Below are 21,777 nucleotides of genomic sequence, written 5' to 3'. Positions count from 1 at the left end.
TCTTGCCGGATCGCGCCCCAGGGCCTTTCATGACGGCAACGATCCCGCGACGGATCGGGGAGGAGACGCCAATGACGCCACGCCGCATCCTGGGACTTGCCGCCTTGGCGGCCGCGCTGCCGGGCCTCGCCCTCGCGCAGCAGACGCCGGCGCCCCCCGCCTGGGCGCAGGGCCGCCCGGCCGAGATGGCGAACTCCCGCCTCGCCCCGCACCCGCCGCGCCTGACGGTGACGCCGCCCGATCGCGTGCCCGTCGCCTCGCTGCGCCTGCCCGAGGGTTTCCAGGCCGAGCTCTGGGCCCATGGCCTGCCCGGCGCGCGCGTGATGGTCCGCGGGCCCAATGGCACGATCTTCGTGGGCACGCGCGTCATCGGCCGCGTCTATGCCGTGCGCGACACCGGGGCGGAGCGGCAGGTGAGCATCCTGCTGCAGGGCCTCACCCAGCCCTCCGGCCTCGCGATCCAGGGCGGCGCGCTCTACGTCTCGGCCATCAACCGGATGCTGCGCATCGACAATGTCGAGCAGAACCTGGCCAACCCGCAGCCCGTGGACATGACGGCCGCCTTCAACCTGCCCGATGCGCCGCACCATGGCTGGACGCACATCCAGTTCGGCCCCGATGGCCGGCTCTACGTGCCGCGCGGCGTACCCTGCAACATCTGCGAGACGGATGGCGAGCGCTATGCGCTCATCGCCTCCTTCCGCCCCGACGGCAGCGACCGGCGCATCGAGGCGCGCGGCGTGCGCAACTCGGTGGGCTTCGACTTCCACCCGCGCACCGGGCAGCTCTGGTTCACCAACCACGGGCGCGACTGGGCGGGGAACGACAACCCCTCCGACACGCTGCACGTGAACCTCCGCCGCGGCGAGCATCACGGCTTCCCCTGGTGCCATGGCGGCTTCCAGGACCCGGCCGTGCCGGCGCAGCGCCTGTGCAGCGAGTTCCCGCCGCCCGCGCTCATCCTGGGGCCGCATGTCGCGCCCATCGGCACGCATTTCTACACCGGCACCGCCTTCCCCGAGCGCTACCGCAACGCGCTGTTCATCGCCAACCGCGGCTCCTGGAACCGCGAGCGGCTTTCGGGCTTCAACGTGGTGGTGGTGCGCGAGGCCGAGGGCGGGCGCCTGGTGATGGAGGAGTTCCTCTCCGGCCTGCGCGACGACGCGAACCAGCGCTTCCTCGGCCGGCCCGCCGGGCTGCTGACCATGCCCGACGGCGCGCTGCTGGTCTCCGACGAGGAGAACGGCGCGATCTACCGCATCACCTATCGCGGCCGGTGATGGCGGCGCGCATGGTCCTGGCGGCGGCCGTCCTGGCCGCCGCCTTTTCTTCGCCCGCCACGGCGAATCCCGCCGCCGAGGCGCTGATCGCCGAGCGCAACTGCGCCGCCTGCCACGGGCCGGGCGGCGTCTCGCCCGTGCCGCTGATGCCCTCCCTCGCCGGGCAGCAGGCGGATTTCCTGGCGCTGCAGATGATCCTGTTCCGCGAGGGTCTGCGCCAGGTGCCGGCCATGATGGAGCCCGCCCGCGGCCTCTCGGACCAGCAGATCCTCGACATCGCCGCCTGGTTCGCCGCCCAGCCCTCCGCCCCCAAGCCCGATCGCGGCCCGCGCGATGAGGCGCTGGCGCGCCGGGGTGCGGAGCTCTCGGCCGCGCGCAACTGCAACGCCTGCCACCTGCCCGATTATTCGGGCCGCGCGAATGTGCCGCGCATCAACCACCAGCGGGAGGATTTCCTCGTCCACACCCTCGCCGAATACCGCGACGGGCTGCGCGTGGGCGCGGACACGCAGATGAACGGGCTGATGCACGGCCTCACCAACGCCGACATCCGCGCCATCGCGCATTACCTCGCGCATCACGAGTAGCGCGTGTCGGCGGCCGCCGGTCGGAACTTCCGGCGCGGCCGCCGACCGTCTCAGCGTTTCAGGAAATGCGTGCCGATCATCTCGATCACGCAGACGCCGTCGGCGAGGCGGGTTCCCGTGTGCCGCAGCTTCGCCACCCCCATGGGCTTGCTGCGCGAGGGGGTGAGCTCCAGCACCTCCGTCTCCACCGCCACCTCCTCGCCAGGGCGCAGGGGGGCCGGCCAGCGCGTCTCGATGCCCGAGCCGCCGAGGCTGATCTCCCGCCAGATTCCGCTGCCCATGATCAGGCCGAAGCACATGCCCATGCTGTGCAGGCCGGAGGCGACGAGGCCGCGGAACAGCGGCGCCTCGCGCGCCGCCACGGGGTCGGTGTGGAAGGGCTGGGGGTCGTATTTCAGGGCGTAGGCGATGATCTCGGCCTCGCTCAGGACGAAACGCCCATAGGCGAAGCGCTGCCCGACGGAGAGCGCGTCGAAGGAGGCGATGGGCGCGGTCAATGCACGACCCTCCCCTGGTTCAGCCAGTGGATGAGGAGGTAGATCGCCCCTCCGGCCAGGAAGCCCACCAGCGTGCCGTTGACGCGGATGTACTGCAGGTCCTTGCCCACCCGCAGCTCCAGCTTGTCGCTGATCTCCTTTGCGTCCCAGCCGCCCACCACCCCCGCGATGAAGCCCGAGAGCCGCGCCTGGGCGCCGGGCAGCAGGCTCGCCACCGCCTTCTCCAGCGCGGCGTTCAGCCGGGCGCGCGCTCCCGGATCCTCGACGAGGTAGCGCCCGGCATTGCCCAGCGCGGCCTCCACCAGCTCCACCGTGCGGCCGCTGGGCAGGGCGGCGTCGGCCAGCAGGGCGTCGCGCAGCCGCCGCCACGCGTCGGCCAGCCATTCCGCGACCACGGGGTGGGAGAGGCCGCGCCGGATGGCGGCGCCGACCGCCGCGGCGCGGGCGGGATCGGTCTCGAGGCGCCGGATTTCCGCCTCCACCCAGGCCTCGAAGGCGAGGCGCAGCTCCGAATCGCCCGGCTCGATGCGCTCGAGCTCGGCGTTCACGGCGGCGAGCACCCGGTCGGCCACATAGGCCCCGGCGGCCCAGCCCACCAGCGCGCCGCCCTGGTCGCGCACGCGGCGCTTGATGGCCTCGCGCAGATCCTCCTGCTTGGCGGCGAGCAGGGTCTTGATCTGGGCGAGGGCGAGGTCGAACACCGCCTGGTGCTGGCCGCCGGCCATCAGCGCCCGCAAGGCGCGGGCGAGCACCTGCGCCGCCCCCGGCCCCCCCGCCAGCCGCGGCAGCAGCCGCGTGACCAGGCGGCGCGCCCGGCCGTCCTCCAGCGTGGCGAGCAGGCGCGGCATGGCCTCGGCGAAGGCGCGGGCGGCGGGGCGCGTGTGGCCGGGTTCGGCGAGGTAGGCGCCGATGATCCCCGCGAGGTCGAGCTCTCCCAGCACCCGATGCACCTCGGCGGGGGTGAACACATGGCCCGCGACGAAATTGCCGAGGCTGCGGCCCAGCCTGTCCTTCTGGCGGGGGATGATCGCCGTGTGCGGGATGGGCAGCCCCAGCGGGCGGCGGAACAGGGCGGTGACGGCGAACCAGTCCGCAAGCCCGCCCACCACCCCCGCCTTGGCCGAGGCGGCCAGGAGATCGGGCCAGAAACCGGCCGGAAACCGGTAGGCCAGCACGGTGAGGCCGGCCATGAGCAGCAGCAGGAAGGTGGCGAAGGCGCGGTGGCGGGCGAGGGTCCGGCGCAGCCCCTCGTCGGGCGATGTCATGGGGGGAGGTTAGCCCAGCGCCGCGCGCATTGGCGACGGGGGCTGCGCTGTGTTATCGGATAACATCATGCGCTCCTTCCTCCACCCGCTCGACCTCGCCGCCGGCGCGGGGCTGCGCCTTCTCTGGGCCGCGGGGCTGCTCCTCGCGCTGTGGGCGCTGATCCTCTGGGCGCTTGCGGCGTGACGCCCGAACTCGTCGTCCGCAACCTGACGGTGACGCATGGCCGGCACCCGGCGGTGCATCATGCGAGCTTCCGCCTCGCCCCCGGCGGCAAGATGGCGGTGGTGGGGCCCAATGGCGCGGGGAAATCCACCCTGCTGCGCGCCATCGCCGGGCTGCACCCGCCGGCCGAGGGCCGCATCGAGGGGGCGGGGCGCGTGGCGCTGCTGCCGCAGTCGGGCGATCTGGACCGCGGCTTCCCGCTCACCTGCCGCGATGCGGCGCTCTTCGGCCTGTGGTCCGAGGCCGGGGCCTTCCGCCCCCTCGCCGCGCCGGAGCGGGCGGAGCAGGCGCTGGCGGCGGTGGGCCTTTCGGGCTTCGCGCGGCGCCCTGTGGGCAGCCTCTCGGCCGGGCAGTTCCAGCGGGTGCTCTTCGCGCGGCTGCTGCTGCAGGACGCGCCGGTGATCCTGCTCGACGAGCCCTTCAACGCGCTCGATGCCCGCACGGTGGAGGATCTGCTCGGCGTGCTGCGCCGCTGGCACGGCGAGGGGCGCAGCATCCTCGCCGTGCTGCATGACCTCGATCTGGTGCGGCGCGAGTTCCCGGAGACGCTGCTGCTGGCGCGCGAGGTGATCGCCTGCGGCCCCACCGCCCAGGTGCTCTCGGCCGAGAATCGTCTGCGCGCGCGGATGATGGCCGAGGCCTGGGCGGAGCACGCCGCGCCCTGCGCCCGCGCGGCCTGACGGCCCGCCCATGCTGTGGGAGGCGCTGGTCGCGCCCTTCGCGGAGTTCGGCTTCCTGCGCCGGGCGCTGGTGGCCTGCCTCGCCCTCAGCCTCGCCGCCCCGCCGCTCGGCGTCTTCCTCATGCTGCGGCGGATGAGCCTGACGGGGGATGCGCTCTCCCACGGCATTCTGCCCGGTGTGGCCCTGGGCTTCCTGCTGGCCGGCCTCTCGCCGCCGGCGCTGGCGGCGGGCGGGCTCGCGGCGGGGCTGCTGGTGGCGCTGGGCGCGGGGGCGCTTTCGCGCGCCACCGGAGGGCGGGAGGATGCGGTGCTGGCGGCGCTCTATCTCTCCGCGCTCGCGGCGGGGGTGGCGCTGATCTCCTGGCGCGGCTCGCCGGTGGAACTCACCCAGCTTCTCTTCGGCTCGGTGCTCGGGGTGGACGATGCGGCGCTGCTGCTGGCGGGCGGGGCGGCGAGCGCCGCGCTGCTCTTCCTCGCCCTGGCCTGGCGCCCGCTGGCGCTCGAGTGCTTCGACCCGGGCTTCGGCCGGTCGGTGGGGCTGCGCGGCGGCTGGTGGCACCTCGGCTTTCTCGCCCTCGTGGTGCTCACGCTGGTGGCGAGCTTCCAGGCGGTGGGCACGCTGATGGCGGTGGGGCTGATGATGCTGCCCGTGGTGGCGGCGCGGCACTGGGCGCGCGGCCTCGGCGGGATGGTGCTGGCGGCGGTGGGGCTTGCGGTGCTGGCCTCGGTGCTCGGGCTGCTCGGCTCCTACCACGCGGATGTGCCCACGGGCCCGGCCATCACGCTCTGCGCGGCCGGGCTCTGGGCGGTGTCGCTGCTGCTCGGGCCGGTGGACGGGCTCTGGGCGCGCTGGCGGCCGCCGCGGCACCTGGAGGGCTAGGCGCGCGCGTCACGCCAATGAAACGATGCGGCGGCCCGCATCACCCGTGCCGGGCGATCAGCTCGCGCAGGCGCTGCGCGCCGGCCACACCCTTGGCGGCATCGCGCCAGAGGCCCTCGGCCACGCGCTGATAGACGCTCACCGCCTCCTCGGCGGCGGTGATGCCCGCAACCCCGGTCACCGCCACCGGGGGCGTGTCGGCGGGGATGGCCGAGGTGACCACATGCGCCCTGTCCCGCCCGCGCAGCAGCATGAAGGCCGCGCTGGGCTCCGGCCCCGTGGCGAGGCCGAGCTGCAGGCCGATGGGCACGCTCTCCATGAGCTGCGCCATGTTCTCGGCCTCGCGCCGCGCGGCCTCGCGGCAGCGGCTGCGCGTGGCCTCGGGCGCGGGAAGCCCGGCGGCCACCCCCTCCTGCAGGGCGCGCACCACCGCACCCTCGCTGAGCACGGCGATGATGGTGGGGCGCTTCTGCTGGTAGAGCCGCTTGCGCGCGGCCAGCACGCCGAGCGTCTGCTCGACCAGGGAGAGCTGCGCCGCGCGGTCGGTTCCGGCGGCGATGGCCTGGGTCCAGGCCTCCGCCAGCGCGCCGTCGAAGGCCTCGGTGGTGACCTGGTAGCAGAAGGCGCCGCCCACCATCAGGATCTGGTCCGCCTGCTCCTCCAGGCCGCGCAGCCTTTCGAGATAGGCGCCGGGCCGGGCGAAATACTCGATGCCGATGCCCAGCAGCGAGAGCGGGGAGACCTTCAGCAGCTCGGCGAGGCGGCGGATCGTCTCGAGCTTGATGACCTCGCCCTTCTCGTAGCGGTAGAGCGCCGCGCGCGAGACGCCGAGCCGAGCGGCGATCTCCTCGGCGCGCATGCCCGATTCCATCCGATAGGCCCGGAGCTGCTGCCCGATATCCGCGAACTTCATGCCGGCCCTCTTCCCGGTCTGACCCCTGCCGCGATGCCTGCCCCATGCAGGGGGGCGCGCAACGCCCGATTCCGAAGCGATCTCAACGCGATACAACCCAAGGTCGCGATCATGGCCGCGGCGCAACTTAAATTTCCGCCTCGGCGATATCTTTTCCTTAGGCTTTGCTCAAAAACATAGATGGCGCGGATAAGCATTGGCAAGAGAAAGGGCAAGCCGCCGGGCGCGCTCCGCCCCGGAGCCCGGGCGTTTCCGAGCATGGCCGGCCCGCGCTACATTCAACCCATGGATCCCTCCCTGCATGAGCGCCTCACCGCCTGGCGCCGCCACCTCCACGCCCATCCCGGCCTGACCCTCGACGAAGGAGAGACCGCCGCCTTCGTGGTGGAGCGGCTGCGCGAACTCGGCGTCTCGGAAATCGAGACGGGGGTGGGCGGGCATGGCGTGGTGGCCACGCTGCGCCGCGCAGGCGGCAACCGCTCGGTCGGGCTGCGCGCGGACATGGACGCGCTGCCGATCCAGGAGCTGGACGAGACCCTGCCCTGGCGCAGCACCAAGCCCGGGGTGATGCACGCCTGCGGCCATGACGGCCACACCGCCGCCCTGCTCGGCGCGGCGGCGCTGCTGCAGGCCGATCCCTCCTGGAGCGGCATCATCCGCCTCGTCTTCCAGCCGGCGGAGGAGGGGGCGGGCGGCGCCCGCCACATGATCCAGGACGGGCTGTTCCGGCGCTTCCCGATGGAGCGCATCTTCGGCTGGCACAACTGGCCCGGCCTCTCCGCCGGCGTGGTGGGGGTGCATGACTCCGCCGTGATGGCCGCCGGCGCCCGCTTCGAGATCGCCTTCGAGGGCCATGCCGGCCACGCCGCCCTGCCGCACCTGACGCGCGACCCGATGCTGGGCGCAGGCCATGCCATCGTCGCGCTGCAGTCCATCGTCGCGCGCGGGCTCGATCCCATGAAGTCCGGCGTGGTCAGCGTCACCATCGCCGAGGCCGGCGAGGCGCAGAACCAGGTGCCCCGCCGCGCCACGCTGAAGGGCACGGCGCGCTGGCTGGAGGAGTCCGTCGGCGCGCTGATCGAGACCCGCATGCGCGAGATCGCCCACGGCATCGCCGCCGCCTATGGGCTGCAGGCGGAGGTGGAGTTCCGCGTCGGCGTGCCCGTCACCGCCAACCACCCGGCCGAGCGCGACCTCGCCGCCCGCGCGGCGGCGGAGGTCGCCGAGGTGGTGGAGCACATGACCCCCGCCATGACCGGCGAGGATTTCGCCTGGTTCCTCAAGGAGGTGCCCGGCGCCTTCGTCTGGATCGGCAACGGCCCCGCCGAGGGCGGGCGCGAGCTGCACCACCCCGCCTACGACTTCAACGACGCGATCCTGCCCACGGCCTCCGGCTATCTCGCGGCCGTGGCGAAGCGCGCGCTTTCGGAAGGCTGAGCCCATGACCCGCATCGCCCGCCTGCGCGACTACATCCAGGCCATGACCCGCCTCGCCGACCGCGCGCCGGACGAGGCCACCTGGCTCGCCGAGGGGCGCGCGCTGCTGGCCGGCCTGCTGCGCCACGACGACTGGCTGCCCGATGAGTTCGCGGCGCCGGGGCCGAGCTACCGGCAATACCTCCTGCACTGCGACCCGCTGGAGCGTTTCTGCGTCGTCAGCTTCGTCTGGGGGGTGGGGCAGCGCACGCCCATCCACAACCACAGGACCTGGGGCCTTGTCGGCATGCTGCGCGGGGCGGAGCGCAGCACCACCATGCACCCCGTGCCCGGCCAGCCCATGCGCGCGGGCCAGGTGGACCACCTCTCGCCCGGCGAGGTGGTGGCGGTGGGCTCGGCCGAGGAGGACGCCCACTGGGTCGAGAATGCGCTGACGGACCGGCCCTCCCTCTCCATCCACGTCTATGGCGGCAACATCGGCGCCATCGAGCGCCATGTCTTCGACCCCGAGACCAGCGCGCCGCGCCGCTTCGTCTCGGGCTATCACAACGCACATCTGCCCAATCTCTGGGACCGCGCGGCCGAGCTCGCCCCGGCCCATTGACCGGCCGGGCGCGCCGGGGGCATCTGGCGCAATGCCCGACCTGCCGCCCCCCCCCGCGCTGCCGGACGCCTTTCGCGAGATCCTGGGCCCGCAGGGCCTGCTGACCGCGCCCGAGGACATCGCCCCCGCCCTCTCCGACTGGCGCGGCCTCTACCGGGGCGAGGCCATGGCACTGCTGCGCCCGGCCAGCACCGAGGAGGTGGCGGCCTGCGTCCGCCTCTGCGCGGCGCACCGCATCGCCATCATCCCGCAGGGCGGCAACACCTCCATGGTGGGCGGCGCCACGCCCGAGGCGCGGCCGGGCCAGGTGGTGCTCAGCCTCGCCCGGATGAACCGGGTGCGCGAAATCGATCCGCTGGACATGACCATGACGGTGGAGGCGGGCCTCGTCCTCGCCCGCGCGCAGCAGATTGCCGCGGAGCATGGCTGCCTCTTTCCGCTTAGCCTGGGCGCCGAGGGCTCGGCCATGATCGGCGGGCTGCTCTCCACCAATGCGGGCGGCAACACCACGGTGCGCTACGGCAATGCGCGCGAACTCATGCTCGGCCTCGAGGTGGTGCTGCCCGACGGCTCGGTGATCCACGGGCTGCGCCGGCTGCGGAAGGACAACACGGGCTATGCGCTGCGCCATCTCTTCGTGGGGGCGGAAGGCACGCTGGGCGTCATCACGGCGGCCGTGCTGCGCCTCTTTCCCGCCCCGCGCGAGACGGCCACCGCGCTCTGCGCCCTGCCGGACGAGGACGCCGCCCTCGCCCTGTTCCGCCGCTTCCGCGCGGCCGACGAGGGGGCGGTGCGCGCCTTCGAATACATCTCGGGCGCGGGGATGGATGCGCTGCTGGCCACCATCGAGGGCGCGGTGCTGCCGCTCGCCGCCCCCGCGCGGCACTACGCGCTGGTGGACCTCACCGCCTCGCGCGAGGGCGCGGGGCTCGCGGCGCTGATGGAGGGGGTGCTGGAGGCGGCGATGGAGGCGGGCGAGGTGCTGGACGCGGCCATCGCCGGCTCCGAGGCGCAGCGCGCCGCCATCTGGCGCCTGCGCGAGGAGCAGCCCGAGGCGCAGAAGCGCGCCGGCGCCAGCGTGAAGAACGACGTCTCGGTGCCCGTCTCGCGGGTGCCGGAGATGATCCGCCGCTGCTCGGCCGCGCTCACCGCGCTCATCCCCGGCAGCCGGCCCGTGCCCTTCGGGCATCTGGGCGATGGCAACATCCACATGAACCTGCTCCAGCCCGAGGGGATGGAGCCCGCCGCCTTCCTCGCCCGCAGCGAGGAGATCATGCATGCGGTCAACGACATCGTGCGGGAACTGGGCGGTTCCTTCAGCGCCGAGCACGGGGTGGGGCGGCTCAAGACCGGCATGCTGGCCGAATGGCGCGGGGGCGCGGAGCTTGCCGCCATGCGGGCCATCAAGGCCGCGCTCGACCCCTTGGGGATCATGAATCCGGGCAAGCTGCTGCCCGGCGGATGACCGGGCGGGCCGCGGCTGATATGACGCCCGCTCCATGACGCGCCTCGACCGCTACATCATGCGCCAGCTCGCGCTCGCGCTGCTCGCCGTCACGGTCGGGCTCGCGGCGCTGGTCTGGCTCACCCAGTCGCTGCGCTTCATCGAGCTGGTGCTGGACAGGGGCCTGTCCATCTGGGTGTTCCTGGAGCTGACGGGGCTGCTGCTGCCGGGCTTCTTCGGGATGATCCTGCCCATCACCACCTTCGTGGTGACGCTCTTCACCTATGTGCGCCTCGCCTCCGACCGGGAGCTGGTGGTGATGCGCGCGGCGGGGCTGTCCAACTGGCAGCTCACCCGGCCGGCCATCGCCGTCGCCTCCATGGCGATGCTGGCCTGCTACGCGCTCAACCTCTGGATCACCCCGGCGGCGCAGCGCAGCTTCCGCGACTGGCAGTTCGAAATCCGCAACCAGATGGCCGGGCTGCTGCTGCAGGAGGGGGTGTTCAGCTCCCTCGGCGCCGATCTCACCGTCTATGCGCGGCACCGCGACCGCGCCGGCCATCTCTGGGGCATCCTGGTGCACGACACGCGCGAGGCGGGGGCGGCGGTGACCATCCTCGCCGAGCATGGGCGGCTCACCATCACTCCCGAGGGCCCGCGCGTGACGCTGCTCAACGGCCAGCGCCAGCAGGTGGAGACGGTGCAGATGCCCGACGGCACGCGCAGCCTGCGCCTGTCGGTGCTGAGCTTCCAGGAGAACACCCTCGACCTCGCGCGCGCCACCCGCGCCGAGGGGGTGCGCCACCGCAACGCGCAGGAGCGCACGCTGGGCGAGCTTCTGCACCCCGAGGAAGGGGTTTCGGTGCGCGACCAGCGCCGCTTCCGCGCCGAGGCGCATCAGCGCCTCTCCAGCCCGCTCACCGCCGTGGGGCTTGCCCTCTTCGCGCTGGCGGTGGCGCTGACGGGGCAGTTCCGCCGCTTCGGCGGCGGGATGCGGCTGTTCCTGGGCTGCGCGGCCATGGTGGGGCTGCTCGCGCTCGGCCTCGCCTTCGGCAACATGGCGGCGCGGCAGCATGCGCTGATCCCGCTGATCTGGCTGCACGCGCTGCTGCCGGGCCTCGCCTCGGCCTGGGTGCTGCTGGGCGCGCCGGGCGTGCCGCTGCGCCTGCGCCGCTGGGCCGGATGAGGGGGCGGGGGATGGCGCTGCCGCGCACCGTGGCCCTCTACATCGGCCGGCGCTTCTTCGGCGCGGTGCTGATCATGCTGGCGGCGCTGACGCTGCTGGTCGCGCTGTTCGACTTCGTGGAACTGCTGCGCCGCGCCGCCGGCCGGGCCGAGGCGAGCTTCGGCATCGTCGCCTCCATCGCGGGGCTGCGCATGCCCTTCGTCGCCACGCAGATCCTGCCCTTCGCCATCCTGCTGGGCGGCATGCTGGCCTTCTGGCGGCTCGCCCGCTCCTCGGAGCTGATCGTGGCGCGCGCCGCGGGCATCTCGGCCTTCGCCTTCCTCGCCGGGCCGGTGCTGGTGGCGCTCGGCTTCGGGGCGGTGGCGGTGGGGGCGGTCTCGCCCGTCTCCTCGGCCATGCTGGCGCGGGCCGAGCGGCTCGACGCCTCCTATCTCCGCGCGGGCGGCGGCGTGACGGCGCTGGCCGGCGGGCGGCTGTGGCTGCGCCAGGGCGATTCCGGGCTGGAGCCCGGGGGGGTGGCCATCCTGACCGGCCGGCCCACCCGGCTGCTCGCCACCGATCGCGCGGGCGAGTTCACCCTCTCGGGGGTGAGCATCTGGCGGCTCTCGCGCCAGGACCGGGTGCTGCAACGGATCGAGGCGCCCAGCATGCGCCTCGCGCCCGGCGCCTGGCTGATCGAGGAGGCGCTGGTCTTCACCCCCGGCCGCCAGCTTCCCGCCGGGCCGCGCCCGCTCGCGCTGCCCACGGACCTGACGCCCGACCGGATCGAGAACAGCTTCGCCTCGCCCGACACCCTCTCCTTCTGGGCCCTGCCCGGCTTCATCGAGGTGCTGGAGCAGGCGGGGTTCTCGGCGCTGCGCCACCGGCTGCAGTTCCACACCATGCTCGCCACGCCCTTCCTGTGTATGGCGATGGGGCTGCTGGCCGCGGGCTTCGCGATGCGCCACTCGCGCCAGGGGGGGGCGGCGCGGGCCATCGCCATCGGCGTGGCGGCGGGCTTCGGCCTCTTCCTGCTCGACCGGGTGACGGGCGAGTTCGGCGAGGCGGGCACGCTGCCCGTCTGGCTCGCCGCCTGGGCGCCCACCGCCACCGGGCTGCTGCTCGCCGTCGCGTTGCTGCTCCATCTGGAGGAAGGCTGATGACGCCCCCCGTTGCGCCCCCGCCTTCCCCCGCCGCGCGCCGCGCCCGCCGGGCCGCGCGCGCGCGCCTCGCCCGGCGGCTGCGCGCCGCCCTCGGCCTGCCGCGCCGGGCGGCGGGGCCGCTCGCGCTCGCGCTGGCCGGCCTGCTCGCCACCGCCCCTCGCGCCCAGCAATCCGACATGACGGGGGCCATCTTCGCCCCCGGCACGGCCGTGACGGTCAGCCCAGAGGCGGCCCCCGCCGGCGCGGAGGCGCCGCGCCCCGCCGCCCCCGGTCCGGGCCCCGGCCTGCGCGTGGACAACGAGACCCCCGTGACCTTCCAGGCCGAGGAGGTGGAGTTCAACCAGCAGACCGGTATCCTCTCCGCCCGCGGCCGCGTCGAGGCCTGGCAGGGCGAGCGATTCGTGCGCGCCGACGAGTTCACCTACGACCGCAACACCGGCGTCGCCGTGCTGCGCGGCAATGTGCAGGTGCTGGAGGCCGACGGCCAGGCCTTCTACGCCGAGGAGGCGGAGCTCGGCCCTGGCTTCCGCGACGGGGTGCTGCGCGAAATCCGCGCCCGCCTCGTGCAGAACGCGCGCATGGCCGGCACGGGCGCGCGGCGCACGGAAGGGACGATCACCGACCTCGCCCGGGTGGTCTATTCCTCCTGCAATCTCTGCGAGCGCGATCCCACCCGCCCGCCGCTGTGGCAGCTCCGCGCCCGCCTCGCCACCCAGGACCGCCAGCAGGAGCGCATCTCCTACCGCGACGCGGTGGTGGAGGTGGGCGGCATCCCGGTGCTCTACGCGCCCTTCTTCTCGCACCCCGATCCGCAGACGCCGCGCGCCTCGGGCTTCCTCTTCCCGCAGATGGGCTACACGCGCTTCCTCGGCGCCTTCGCCCAGCTCCCCTATTTCTGGGCCATCGATGACCAGCAGGATCTGCTGGCCACCGTCACCGCCGGCACCCAGGTGCTGCCCAACCTCAGCCTCGAATACCGCCGTCGCTTCAATGCGGGCGAGCTGCGCGTGCAGGGCTCGGGCGGCTATTTCCCGCGCGAGACGCTGGAGCGCATCGGCCTCTACGGCCAGTCGCAGAACGAGCGCTTCGCCTGGAACCTCTCGGCGCGCGGGCGCTTCAACATAGACGAGAACTGGCGCACCGGCTTCGACGTGAACCGCGCCTCCTCCGAGGCCTATCTGCGCACCTACCGGCTCGAGGTGCGGCGCTTCCTCGTCAGCACCGTGTTCCTGGAGGGCTTCTGGAACACGGAGCGCTACGCGCGGCTGGATGCGCGCGCCTATCAGGGGCTGCGCGCCACCGACAACACGAATTTCCTGCCCTATGTCGCGCCCAACCTGATCTTCGAATACGCGCCGCGCGGCCAGGTGGCGGGCGGCTTCCTGACCACGGATTTCGGGCTGCTCGGCATCTCGCGCGGGATCGGCTCGATGAGCCAGCGCATGGGCATGCGCATCGCCTGGGAACGGCCGGTGCATGATCCCGTGGGCGGCGTCTGGACCGTGCGTCTGCAATCCGACATCCACGGCTACTACGCGCAGAACCAGGAGCGCGCGCCGACCAACCTGCCCCTGGCCAGCGGCAGCCACGCCAACCCCAACCTGCGCGCGGCGCTGGACTGGCGCATGCCCTTCCTGCGCCCCGCCGGCGAATGGGGCGAGCAGATCATCGAGCCGCGGGTGCAGATCGTCACCGGCCCCAGCCTGGGCCGGCAGGCGCGCATCCCCAACGAGGACAGCCTCGACTTCGAGTTCACCGACGCCAACCTCTTCCAGCTCAACCGCTTCACCGGGCGCGACCGGCAGGAGGGCGGCACCCGGGTGGACGCGGCGCTGCGCGGGGCCTGGAACTTCCCCAATGGCGGGCGCATCGAGGGGCTGGTGGGGCGCTCCTTCCGCTTCAGCGAGGACGCCCTCTTCCCCGCCGGCACGGGGCTCGACCGGCGCTGGTCGGACTGGGTGGGGCGGGCGGGCGTGGCCCCCGTCTCCTGGTTCGAGGTGATGGGGCGGACGCGGCTCGACAGCCAGAACGGGCGGCTGCGCATGGCCGACGCCACGGCCTCGGTCTCGCTCGGACGGGTGGGGCCGCTCGACAACCTCTCGCTGGTCGGCGGCTATCTCTACACGCCGCGCCTGCCCTATTTCCCCACCGAGGCGGGGCGCAGCGAGGTCTCCTTCGGCGTCTCGGGCCATGTGCGCAGCGCGGGCGGAGGGGTGTGGCGCGCCAACGCCTTCGCCCGCTACGACCTGCGCAACGACCGCCCCTCCCTCGTCATCGCCACCGCCGGCTACGAGGACGAGTGCTTCATCTTCGAGGCGCGGCTGCAGCGCCGCTTCGCGGTGGACCCCACCACCAACCAGGAATACCGCGGCAACACGGTGCTGCTGTTCCGCATCGGTCTCAAGACGGTGGGCGAATACGGGCTGCGCGCCATCTGATCGGGGCGGCGCCACTGCCGACCCCATCAGGCTGCGCGCCGCGGCCCGGGGGCGCTTTCCACCCCGGCCGAAACGGCTCTATGAGGGTCCGGCCATGCGCCGCCTCCTGCCCGCCCTGTGCTGCCTGCTCCTCGCCCTGGCCGGGCCCGTCGCCGCCCAGCCGGGCAACCCGGGCGTGGCGCGGCCCGGGGCCGGGGCGCAGCCCGCCCCGCCCGGCGCGAACCGCATCCTGGCCGTTGTGAACGGCGACGTGATCACCCAGGCCGAGGTGAACTCGCGCGCGCGGCTCTTCGCGCTCAACACGGGGGTGGCCGCCTCGGCCGAGGCGCTGCAGCGCCTGCAGCCGCAGGTGCTGCGCCTGCTGGTGGACGAGCGGCTGCGCATCCAGGAGGTGCAGCGCCGCCGCATCCCCGTCAGCGACCAGGACGTGGCCGAGGCGCTGGCCGAGATCGAGGCGCGCAACGGCCTCTCGCGCGGGGCGCTGGTGGCGCAGATGCGCAACGCCGGCATCCAGCCGCGCGTGCTCTATGACCAGCTTCGCGTGCAGATCGGCTGGGGCCGGCTGCTGCGCCAGGTGCTGGGCCCCCAGGCCGAGATCAGCGACGCCGAGGTGCAGGCCGCCCTCGCCGCCCGCCGCGCCGAGCAGAACCGCGCCGAATACCTGGTGGGCGAGATCTTCATCCCGGTGGACGATCCGCGGCAGGAGGCCGAGGTCGGCCGCTTCATGGAGGATGTGCTGGCGCAGCTTCGCCGCGGCGTGGCCTTCCCCATCGTGGCGACGCAGTTCAGCCAGGCGCAGTCCGCCGTGCAGGGGGGGCTGCTCGGCTGGGTGCCGCTCAGCCAGCTCGACCCGGAGGTGGCGGCGGTGGTGGAGCGCATGCCCAATGGCGCGATCAGCAACCCCATCCGCGTGGCCGGCGGCTTCCAGATCGTGACCGTGCGCGGCCGGCGCGACGGCTCGGGCCAGGTGAGCGGCGCGGGGCCCGGCATCGCCACCATGCTCTCCATCCGCCAGGCCTTCCTGCCCTTCGAGACGCGGCTCGACCCCCAGGCCCCCACCGAGCAGCAGCGCGCCACGCTGGAGCGCGCCCAGCGCCTGCAGGCCACGCTGCGCGGCTGCGAGCAGATGGAGGCGCTGCCCCGCGCCGGAAACCGGCCGGTGGACCCGGGGCCGGTGCGGCTCGAGGCGGTGAACCCCCCGCCGCTGCGCCAGCTTCTCGCCTCGCTGCCGCTCGGGCGCGCCAGCCAGCCCATCGTCTCGCCCGACGGCATCCTGCTCATCATGGTCTGCTCGCGCGAGCAGCGGCGCATGGAGGAAGGGGAGGGGGCCTCGCCCCTTTCGCCGGAGGCGATCCGCCAGCAGATCCTGCGCGAGCGGGTGGAGGTGATCTCCCGCCAGCTTCTGCGCGAGCTGCGGCGGCGCGGCGTCATTGAAATCCGCGCCTGAGGCCGGGCCGCCGCTGACCCCGCTCGGCGAGGTCGTCCGCCGCTACGGGCTGGATGCGCGCAAGGCGCTCGGCCAGCATTTCCTGCTCGACGAGGCGGTCTGCGCGCGCATCGCGCGGCTGGCGGGCGATCTGACAGGGCGGCATGTGCTGGAGGTGGGGCCCGGCCCCGGGGGGCTGACGCGCGCGCTGCTCGCCACGCCGCTCGCCCACCTCACCGCGGTGGAGCTGGACGAGCGGGCGCTCGCCGCACTCGCCGAGCTCGCGGCCGCGCACCCGGGCCGGCTCACCGTGCTGCGGCGGGACGCGCTGGGCTTCGACGGCGCGGCCGCGCTGCCCGGCCCCCGCCAGGTGGTGGCGAACCTGCCCTACAATGTCGGCACGCCGCTGCTGCTCGGCTGGCTGCGCCAGGGCGCGGCCTGGGAGCGGCTGACGCTGATGTTCCAGGAGGAGGTGGCGCTGCGCATCACCGCCGCCCCCGGCACGGAGCATTACGGGCGGCTCGCCGTGCTCGCGCAATGGGTGGCGGAGTGCGCGGTGGGGCTGCGCCTGCCGCCGGGCGCCTTCCGCCCGCCGCCGCGGGTGCATTCGGCCGTGGTGGTGATCGCGCCGCGCCCCGCCCAGCCCCCGCCCGCCCTGTTCCGCGCCATGGAGCGCGTCACCGCCGCCGCCTTCGGCCAGCGGCGCAAGATGCTGCGCGGCGCGCTCAGGCCGCTCGGCGGGGCGGAGGCGCTGCTCGCCGCCTGCGGCATCGCGCCCGAGCGCCGGGCGGAGGAGCTGCCCATCGCCGCCTTCGACGCGCTGGCCCGGGCCTGGCTGGCGCGCAACCCGCCCTCGGGCCAGGATGCGCCCGCCACGGAGGAGGAAACCCCATGAAGCGCCTGCAACTCGGCGACATCTCGATCACCAGCCTCATCGAGCGCGACGGTCCCTGGCGCCGGCCGGAGGATTTCTTCCTGGGCTATGACAGCGCCGCCCAGGCGGGGAATGTCGCGGCCCTCGCGCCCGAGGTGTTCGACGTCGCGAGCGGCAAGATGGTCATCACCTACCAGACCTTCGTGGTCCGCACCCCGCACCACGTCATGCTGGTGGACACCTGCACGGGCGAGGACAAGGGCTATGGCCCGCCCATGGACTTTCCCAAGCAGCCCTGGGCCGACGCCTTCGCCGCCGAGGGGCTGCGGCCGGAGGATGTGGACTACGTCTTCTGCACCCACCTGCACATCGACCACACGGGCTGGAACACGAAGCTGGTGGACGGCCGCTGGGTGCCCACCTTCCCCAACGCGAAATACGTCTTCCACAAGGGTGAATACGCCGCCTGGGAGGCGCTGGCGAAGCAGGGCGTGGAGCGGCCGGGCGGGGCGGGCGGCGTGTGGAAGATGAACTGCGAGCCCATCGTCGCCGCCGGCCAGGCCCTGCTGGTGGACGAGGATTTTTGCCTCGACGACGGCGTCTCGCTCATCCTCACGCCCGGCCATTCGCCCTGCCATGTCTGCGTGAAGCTGCAGAGCAGGGGCCAGACCGCCATCATCGCGGGCGACCTGGTGCACCACCAGCTCCAGTGCACGGACCCGAGCCTCTCCACCATCTTCTGCTGGGATGCGGAGGCCGCGCGCGCCTCGCGCCGCCGCGTCTTCGAGGAGATCGCGGACACGCCCACGCTGATGCTGCCCATCCATTTCCCGAGCCCCACGGCCGGGCGGCTCAAGCGCGCCGGCGCCGGCTATGACTGGCTCTTCTTGAGGGATTGATGCGGTCGGCATGGCGCGCCGCCCGCATCATACGGTCGGCATGTCATGCCGCCCGCATCACAGGGTGCGGTCGCGGGCCTGACCCGGAGCGGGGGCGAGGGCCGCGTGCAGCCGGGCGAGGCTCTCGGCCACCGCGGCCTCGGCCGCGGCTTCGGCGGCGCGATAGGCGGCCAGCACCTCCGCGCCCAGCGGCGTCAGCCGCGCGCCGCCGCCCTTGCTGCCGCCGATCGCCGACTCGACCAGCGGCGCCGCGAAGCCCGCGTTCAGCGCGGAGACGAGGTCATGCGCGCGCTGGTAGGACATGCGCATCCGCCGGCCCGCAGCGGCGATGGAGCCGGTGTCGCGGATGGCCTCCAGCAGCTCCGCCTTGCCAGGGCCGAGCGCCACATCCTCGCGCAGGGTGAGCCGCAGGGTCAGGGCGCGGCGGGGCGATCGGGACGCGGCGGCGGGGCGCTGGCGGGGCATGGGCGCAGAGTTCCACGCTTCGCGGCGCGGCTCCAGCCATGGCTGGACAAGGCCAGCGCAGGGCGCTATCCACAACGAAAGATAGCGAGGAGCCGTTGTCGCCCATGCCCCGCCTTTCCCGCCGCATCGCCCTGGTCGGGCTCGCCGCCGCCGCGCCCTTCGCCGCGCGCGCCCAGGCGCAGCCGCCGCTGATCGCCGGCGCGGCGGATCTGCAATTCGCGCTGGAGGAGATCGCCCAGCGCTTCCGCGCCGAGACCGGGCAGCAACTGCGCCTCTCCTTCGGCTCCTCGGGCAACATCGCCCGCCAGATCGAGCAGGGCAGCCCGGTGGAGATGTTCCTCTCGGCCGACGAGGACTTCGTCTTTCGCCTGCACTCCGGCGGCCATGCGCGGGACCAGGGTGCTCTCTACGCCGTGGGCCGGATCGTGCTGTTCACCCCGCCCGGTTCGCCCTTGCGCGCCGAGGCGGGGTTCGAGGGGTTGCGCGCGGCGCTGGAGGCAGACCAGGTTCGCCGCTTCGCCATCGCCCATCCGGGCCACGCTCCCTATGGCCGGGCCGCCGAACAGGCGCTGCGCGCGGCGGGGCTGTGGGAGCGGGTGCAGCCGCATCTCGTGCTGGGCGAGAACGTGGCGCAGGCCGCGCAGTTCGCCATCGCGGGCGGCAGCCAGGGCGGCATCGTCGCCTATTCGCTGGTGCTGGCGCCGGCGCTGCGCGGGCGCGGCGCCTATGCGCTGATCCCCGACAGCCTGCACGAGCCGCTGCGCCAGCGCATGGTGCTGACGCGCCGCGCGGGCCCGGTGGCCGAAGCCTTCTACGCCTACATCCAGGGCCCCGCGGCGCGCGAGATCATGCGCCGCTACGGCTTCGTCCTGCCCGGCGAGTGAACGCGCGTGGACTGGACGGCCTTCCTCCTCTCGGTCGAGCTTGGGCTGGCCACCCTCACGCTGCTCATGCCGCTCTCCGTCTGGCTCGGGCGGGTGCTGGCCTATCGCCGCTTCCCGGGGCGCGGCTTCGTCGAGGCGGGGGTGGCGCTGCCGCTGGTGCTGCCGCCGACGGTGGTGGGGTTCTACCTGCTCGTCGCCTTCGGCGCGCATTCGCCGCTGGGCGAGCTCTGGCAGCGGTTGTTCGGCCATGGGCTCGCCTTCAGCTTCGAGGGGCTGCTCTTCGCCTCGGTGATCGTGAACCTGCCTTTCGCGGTGCAGCCGGTGCAGAACGCCTTCGCCGCCATCCCGCCTCGCGTGCGGGAGGCGGGGGCGGTTTCGGGCATGCCGCCTTGGCGGGTGCTCTGGCGGATCGAGCTGCCGCTCGCCTGGCCCGGCATCGCCACCGCCGCTGTCCTCACCTTCGCGCATACGCTGGGCGAGTTCGGCGTGGTGCTGATGGTGGGCGGTTCCATCCCCGGGGAGACCCAGACCATAGCCATCGCCATCTATGACCGCGTCCAGGCCTTCGACGACCGCGCGGCGGGCGTCATGTCGGCCGTGCTGCTCGCCGTCTCGGTGCTGGCGCTCGGGCTGACCAACACCTTCTCCCGCCGCGTGGGGCGGCAGCGCGCCGATGGCTGAGCCGGGCCTCGAGGTCGCGCTGGCCGCGCGCACCCCCATTCCGCTCGACCTCTCCTTCCGCGTCGCGCCCGGGGAGCTGCTGGCGCTGGTCGGCCCCTCGGGGGCGGGGAAATCCACCGCGCTGCGCTGCGTGGCGGGGCTGCACCGGGCCGAGCGCGGGCGGGTGCGCTGCGCGGGCGAGTGCTGGTTCGACTCGGAGGGGGGCCGCAACCTGCCCCCGCACCGCCGCGCCGCCGGCCTCGTCTTCCAGGATTACGCCCTGTTCCCGCACATGACGGCGGCGCAGAACCTGATGGCCGCCATGGGCCATCTCCCGCCCGGGGCGCGGGCCGGGCGGGCGCGCGAGCTCCTGGCGCGCGTGCATCTCGCAGGGCTCGAGGACCGCCGCCCGGCCGAGCTCTCGGGCGGGCAGCAGCAGCGCGTGGCTGTGGCCCGCGCCCTGGCGCGCGACCCGGCGGTGCTGCTGCTCGACGAACCCTTCTCGGCGGTGGACCGCGCGACGCGCCGCCGCCTGCAATCCGAACTCGCCGGGCTGCGGCGCAGCCTCTCCATCCCCATCCTGCTCGTGACGCACGATCTCGACGAGGCGCTGGCGCTCGCCGACCGCATGGTGCTGCTGCATCGCGGCCGCGCCTTGCAGGAGGCCCCGCCCTTCGAGATGCTGGCCCGCCCCGCCAGCGCCGAGGTGGCCCGCCTGCTCGACCTTCGCAACCTCTTCCGCGCCCGTGTGGAGGCGCATGACGCCGCGGCGGGGCTGACGCGGCTGCGCTGGGGCGAGAGGCTGCTCGAGGCCGCCCACGCCCCCCATCTGGCTCCGGGCGAGGAGGTGGACTGGCTCGCGCCCGGGGCGGCGGTGGTGCTGCACCGGCGCGGCCGGCCATCGGTGGGCGAGCGCGAGAACCCGGTGGAGGGGCGGGTGGTGGAGATGCTGCCGTTGGGCGACGAGGCGCAGGTCACTCTCGACGTGGCGGATCCGGACGGGCACACGCTGCGCTTTTCCCTGCCGCTGCACGCCGCCCGGCGCAACGGCCTCGCGCCCGGCGCCTGCTGCACCGTCTCGCTGCTGCGCGAGGCGATCCACGCCATGCCGCGGCGGGCGGCGTGAGCGCCCCGCCCGCCGGGCCGCTGCCCGCCCTGCTCTCGGGTGCGGCCATCGGCCTGCTGGGCGGGCTGATCGGGCTGGGCGGGGCGGAGTTCCGCCTGCCCGTGCTGCTCGGCCTCTTCGCCCTGGCGGCGCATGCGGCGGTGCGGCTCAACCTGCTGATGAGCCTCGCCACCCTCGCCGCCTCGGCGCTGGGGCGTTTCGGCTTCGCCGCCTTTCCCGCCCTCTCGGCGCATTGGCCGGAAATCCTGGCGCTGATGCTCGCCGCCATGGCGGCGGCCTGGTTCGGCGCGGGGCTGCTCGCGCGGCTCGACGCGCAGCGCCTGACGCGCATCATCGCCGTGCTGCTGGCCGGCATCGGGGCGCTGCTGCTGCTCGAGGCGGCGGCGGGCGAGGCGCTGCATCTGGGCGCGGAGCCCGGGGGGTGGTGGCGCGTTCCCGCGGGTCTCGCGGCGGGGGCGGGGATCGGCCTCGTCTCCTCGCTGCTCGGGGTGGCGGGCGGGGAGCTGATCATTCCCACCCTCATCTTCGGCTTCGGCCTCGACATCCGCACCGCGGGCACGGCGAGCCTGATCGTGAGCCTGCCCGCCGTGCTGGTGGGCGTGATCCGCCACGCCCGCGCGGGGGGCTATCGCGAGCGCGCGATGGTGCTGGGCGTGGGGCTGCCCATGGCGGCGGGCTCGGTGGCGGGGGCGCTGGCGGGGGCGGCGCTGCTGCCCTTCGTGCCGGTCGCCGCGCTGAAGCTCATCCTCGGCGCGATCCTGCTCGCCTCCGCGGCGAAGCTCTGGCGCAAGGGCGCGGCCAAGGCGGCGGCGGCGCGGGCGGCGCGCTGATACGGCCGGCGGTCACGTCGGACGTATCACGCACGCC

The 21,777-nt window shown here is 73.9% G+C and carries 21 protein-coding genes; 17 read left to right on the top strand and 4 right to left on the bottom strand.

The annotated features are described in order from the left end of the window. Window positions 1-71 precede the first annotated feature (71 nt). Entirely contained in the window at window positions 72-1,280 is a 1,209-nt protein-coding gene (locus H596_RS20855) for a PQQ-dependent sugar dehydrogenase (protein ID WP_037300677.1), read from the top strand. Next, entirely contained in the window at window positions 1,280-1,867 is a 588-nt protein-coding gene (locus H596_RS0109035) for a c-type cytochrome (protein ID WP_027284614.1), read from the top strand. The genes H596_RS20855 and H596_RS0109035 overlap by 1 nt, the downstream gene beginning before the upstream one ends. 50 nt (window positions 1,868-1,917) lie before the next feature. Here H596_RS0109035 and H596_RS0109030 read toward each other — a convergent pair whose 3' ends face one another. Beyond that, the gene (locus H596_RS0109030; protein WP_051212690.1) at window positions 1,918-2,364 is read right to left on the bottom strand and encodes a MaoC/PaaZ C-terminal domain-containing protein; all 447 of its coding nucleotides are present in this window, start codon (window positions 2,362-2,364) and stop codon (window positions 1,918-1,920) included. Then, a complete protein-coding gene (locus H596_RS0109025) occupies window positions 2,361-3,629 on the bottom strand; it encodes a DUF445 domain-containing protein (protein ID WP_027284612.1) in 1,269 nt (422 codons plus the stop codon). The genes H596_RS0109030 and H596_RS0109025 overlap by 4 nt, the downstream gene beginning before the upstream one ends. 180 nt (window positions 3,630-3,809) lie before the next feature. Here H596_RS0109025 and H596_RS0109015 point away from each other — a divergent pair, with 180 nt between their 5' ends. Continuing rightward, window positions 3,810-4,532 (top strand): metal ABC transporter ATP-binding protein, encoded by a 723-nt coding sequence (locus tag H596_RS0109015; RefSeq protein ID WP_027284611.1) that lies wholly within the window; start codon window positions 3,810-3,812, stop codon window positions 4,530-4,532. A 10-nt stretch (window positions 4,533-4,542) separates the two neighbouring features. Continuing rightward, complete coding sequence (locus H596_RS0109010; RefSeq protein WP_027284610.1) at window positions 4,543-5,412, top strand: metal ABC transporter permease; 870 nt, start codon at window positions 4,543-4,545, stop codon at window positions 5,410-5,412. A 40-nt stretch (window positions 5,413-5,452) separates the two neighbouring features. Here H596_RS0109010 and H596_RS0109005 read toward each other — a convergent pair whose 3' ends face one another. Further along, window positions 5,453-6,325, bottom strand: a complete 873-nt coding sequence (locus tag H596_RS0109005; protein ID WP_027284609.1) for a helix-turn-helix domain-containing protein — start codon at window positions 6,323-6,325, stop codon at window positions 5,453-5,455. Window positions 6,326-6,610: 285 nt separating this feature from the next. Between H596_RS0109005 and H596_RS0109000 the strand changes: the two genes are divergently transcribed. The 9 genes from H596_RS0109000 (at window position 6,611) to H596_RS0108960 (ending at window position 17,775) form a co-directional block, all read left to right on the top strand. Continuing rightward, entirely contained in the window at window positions 6,611-7,762 is a 1,152-nt protein-coding gene (locus tag H596_RS0109000) for an amidohydrolase (protein ID WP_027284608.1), read from the top strand. Between the two features lie 4 nt (window positions 7,763-7,766). After that, on the top strand, window positions 7,767-8,366 hold the full coding sequence (locus H596_RS0108995) for a cysteine dioxygenase family protein (protein WP_027284607.1): 600 nt from the start codon (window positions 7,767-7,769) through the stop codon (window positions 8,364-8,366). Window positions 8,367-8,397: 31 nt separating this feature from the next. Then, on the top strand, window positions 8,398-9,831 hold the full coding sequence (locus H596_RS0108990; RefSeq protein WP_027284606.1) for an FAD-binding oxidoreductase: 1,434 nt from the start codon (window positions 8,398-8,400) through the stop codon (window positions 9,829-9,831). A 34-nt stretch (window positions 9,832-9,865) separates the two neighbouring features. Then, a complete protein-coding gene (gene lptF, locus H596_RS0108985) occupies window positions 9,866-10,996 on the top strand; it encodes an LPS export ABC transporter permease LptF (RefSeq protein ID WP_027284605.1) in 1,131 nt (376 codons plus the stop codon). A gap of 11 nt (window positions 10,997-11,007) precedes the next feature. Continuing rightward, window positions 11,008-12,135, top strand: coding sequence for an LPS export ABC transporter permease LptG (gene lptG / locus H596_RS0108980; protein WP_027284604.1), 1,128 nt, complete (start codon window positions 11,008-11,010; stop codon window positions 12,133-12,135). Beyond that, window positions 12,135-14,576, top strand: a complete 2,442-nt coding sequence (locus tag H596_RS0108975; protein ID WP_245583978.1) for an LPS-assembly protein LptD — start codon at window positions 12,135-12,137, stop codon at window positions 14,574-14,576. The genes lptG and H596_RS0108975 overlap by 1 nt, the downstream gene beginning before the upstream one ends. A 94-nt stretch (window positions 14,577-14,670) precedes the next feature. Continuing rightward, window positions 14,671-16,023, top strand: coding sequence for a peptidylprolyl isomerase (locus H596_RS0108970; RefSeq protein ID WP_027284602.1), 1,353 nt, complete (start codon window positions 14,671-14,673; stop codon window positions 16,021-16,023). Beyond that, window positions 16,007-16,897 (top strand): 16S rRNA (adenine(1518)-N(6)/adenine(1519)-N(6))-dimethyltransferase RsmA, encoded by an 891-nt coding sequence (gene rsmA / locus H596_RS0108965; RefSeq protein WP_245583977.1) that lies wholly within the window; start codon window positions 16,007-16,009, stop codon window positions 16,895-16,897. The genes H596_RS0108970 and rsmA overlap by 17 nt, the downstream gene beginning before the upstream one ends. After that, window positions 16,894-17,775 carry an MBL fold metallo-hydrolase gene (locus H596_RS0108960; protein ID WP_027284600.1) on the top strand — a complete coding sequence of 294 codons (882 nt, stop codon included), beginning with the start codon at window positions 16,894-16,896 and terminating at the stop codon, window positions 17,773-17,775. The genes rsmA and H596_RS0108960 overlap by 4 nt, the downstream gene beginning before the upstream one ends. 57 nt (window positions 17,776-17,832) lie before the next feature. Here H596_RS0108960 and H596_RS0108955 read toward each other — a convergent pair whose 3' ends face one another. Next, window positions 17,833-18,240, bottom strand: a complete 408-nt coding sequence (locus H596_RS0108955) for a winged helix-turn-helix domain-containing protein (protein WP_051212688.1) — start codon at window positions 18,238-18,240, stop codon at window positions 17,833-17,835. A gap of 104 nt (window positions 18,241-18,344) precedes the next feature. On the opposite strand from H596_RS0108955, the gene modA reads away from it, so the two are divergent. The 4 genes from modA to H596_RS20850 are packed head-to-tail and all read left to right on the top strand — an operon-like array spanning window position 18,345 to window position 21,740. Next, window positions 18,345-19,124, top strand: coding sequence for a molybdate ABC transporter substrate-binding protein (gene modA / locus H596_RS0108950; RefSeq protein ID WP_027284598.1), 780 nt, complete (start codon window positions 18,345-18,347; stop codon window positions 19,122-19,124). A 6-nt stretch (window positions 19,125-19,130) separates the two neighbouring features. Then, entirely contained in the window at window positions 19,131-19,805 is a 675-nt protein-coding gene (gene modB, locus H596_RS0108945) for a molybdate ABC transporter permease subunit (protein ID WP_027284597.1), read from the top strand. Then, entirely contained in the window at window positions 19,798-20,910 is a 1,113-nt protein-coding gene (locus tag H596_RS0108940; protein ID WP_027284596.1) for an ABC transporter ATP-binding protein, read from the top strand. The genes modB and H596_RS0108940 overlap by 8 nt, the downstream gene beginning before the upstream one ends. Then, on the top strand, window positions 20,907-21,740 hold the full coding sequence (locus H596_RS20850) for a TSUP family transporter (protein WP_051212686.1): 834 nt from the start codon (window positions 20,907-20,909) through the stop codon (window positions 21,738-21,740). Before H596_RS0108940 ends, H596_RS20850 begins: the two co-directional genes overlap by 4 nt. The last annotated feature ends 37 nt before the right edge of the window (window positions 21,741-21,777 follow it).

It is taken from the genome of Rubritepida flocculans DSM 14296 (assembly GCF_000425365.1).
GTDB classification, from domain to species: domain Bacteria; phylum Pseudomonadota; class Alphaproteobacteria; order Acetobacterales; family Acetobacteraceae; genus Roseococcus; species Roseococcus flocculans.
Note: the sequence above shows the minus strand (reverse complement) of the source record. Positions and strands in the feature narration are given on the sequence as shown.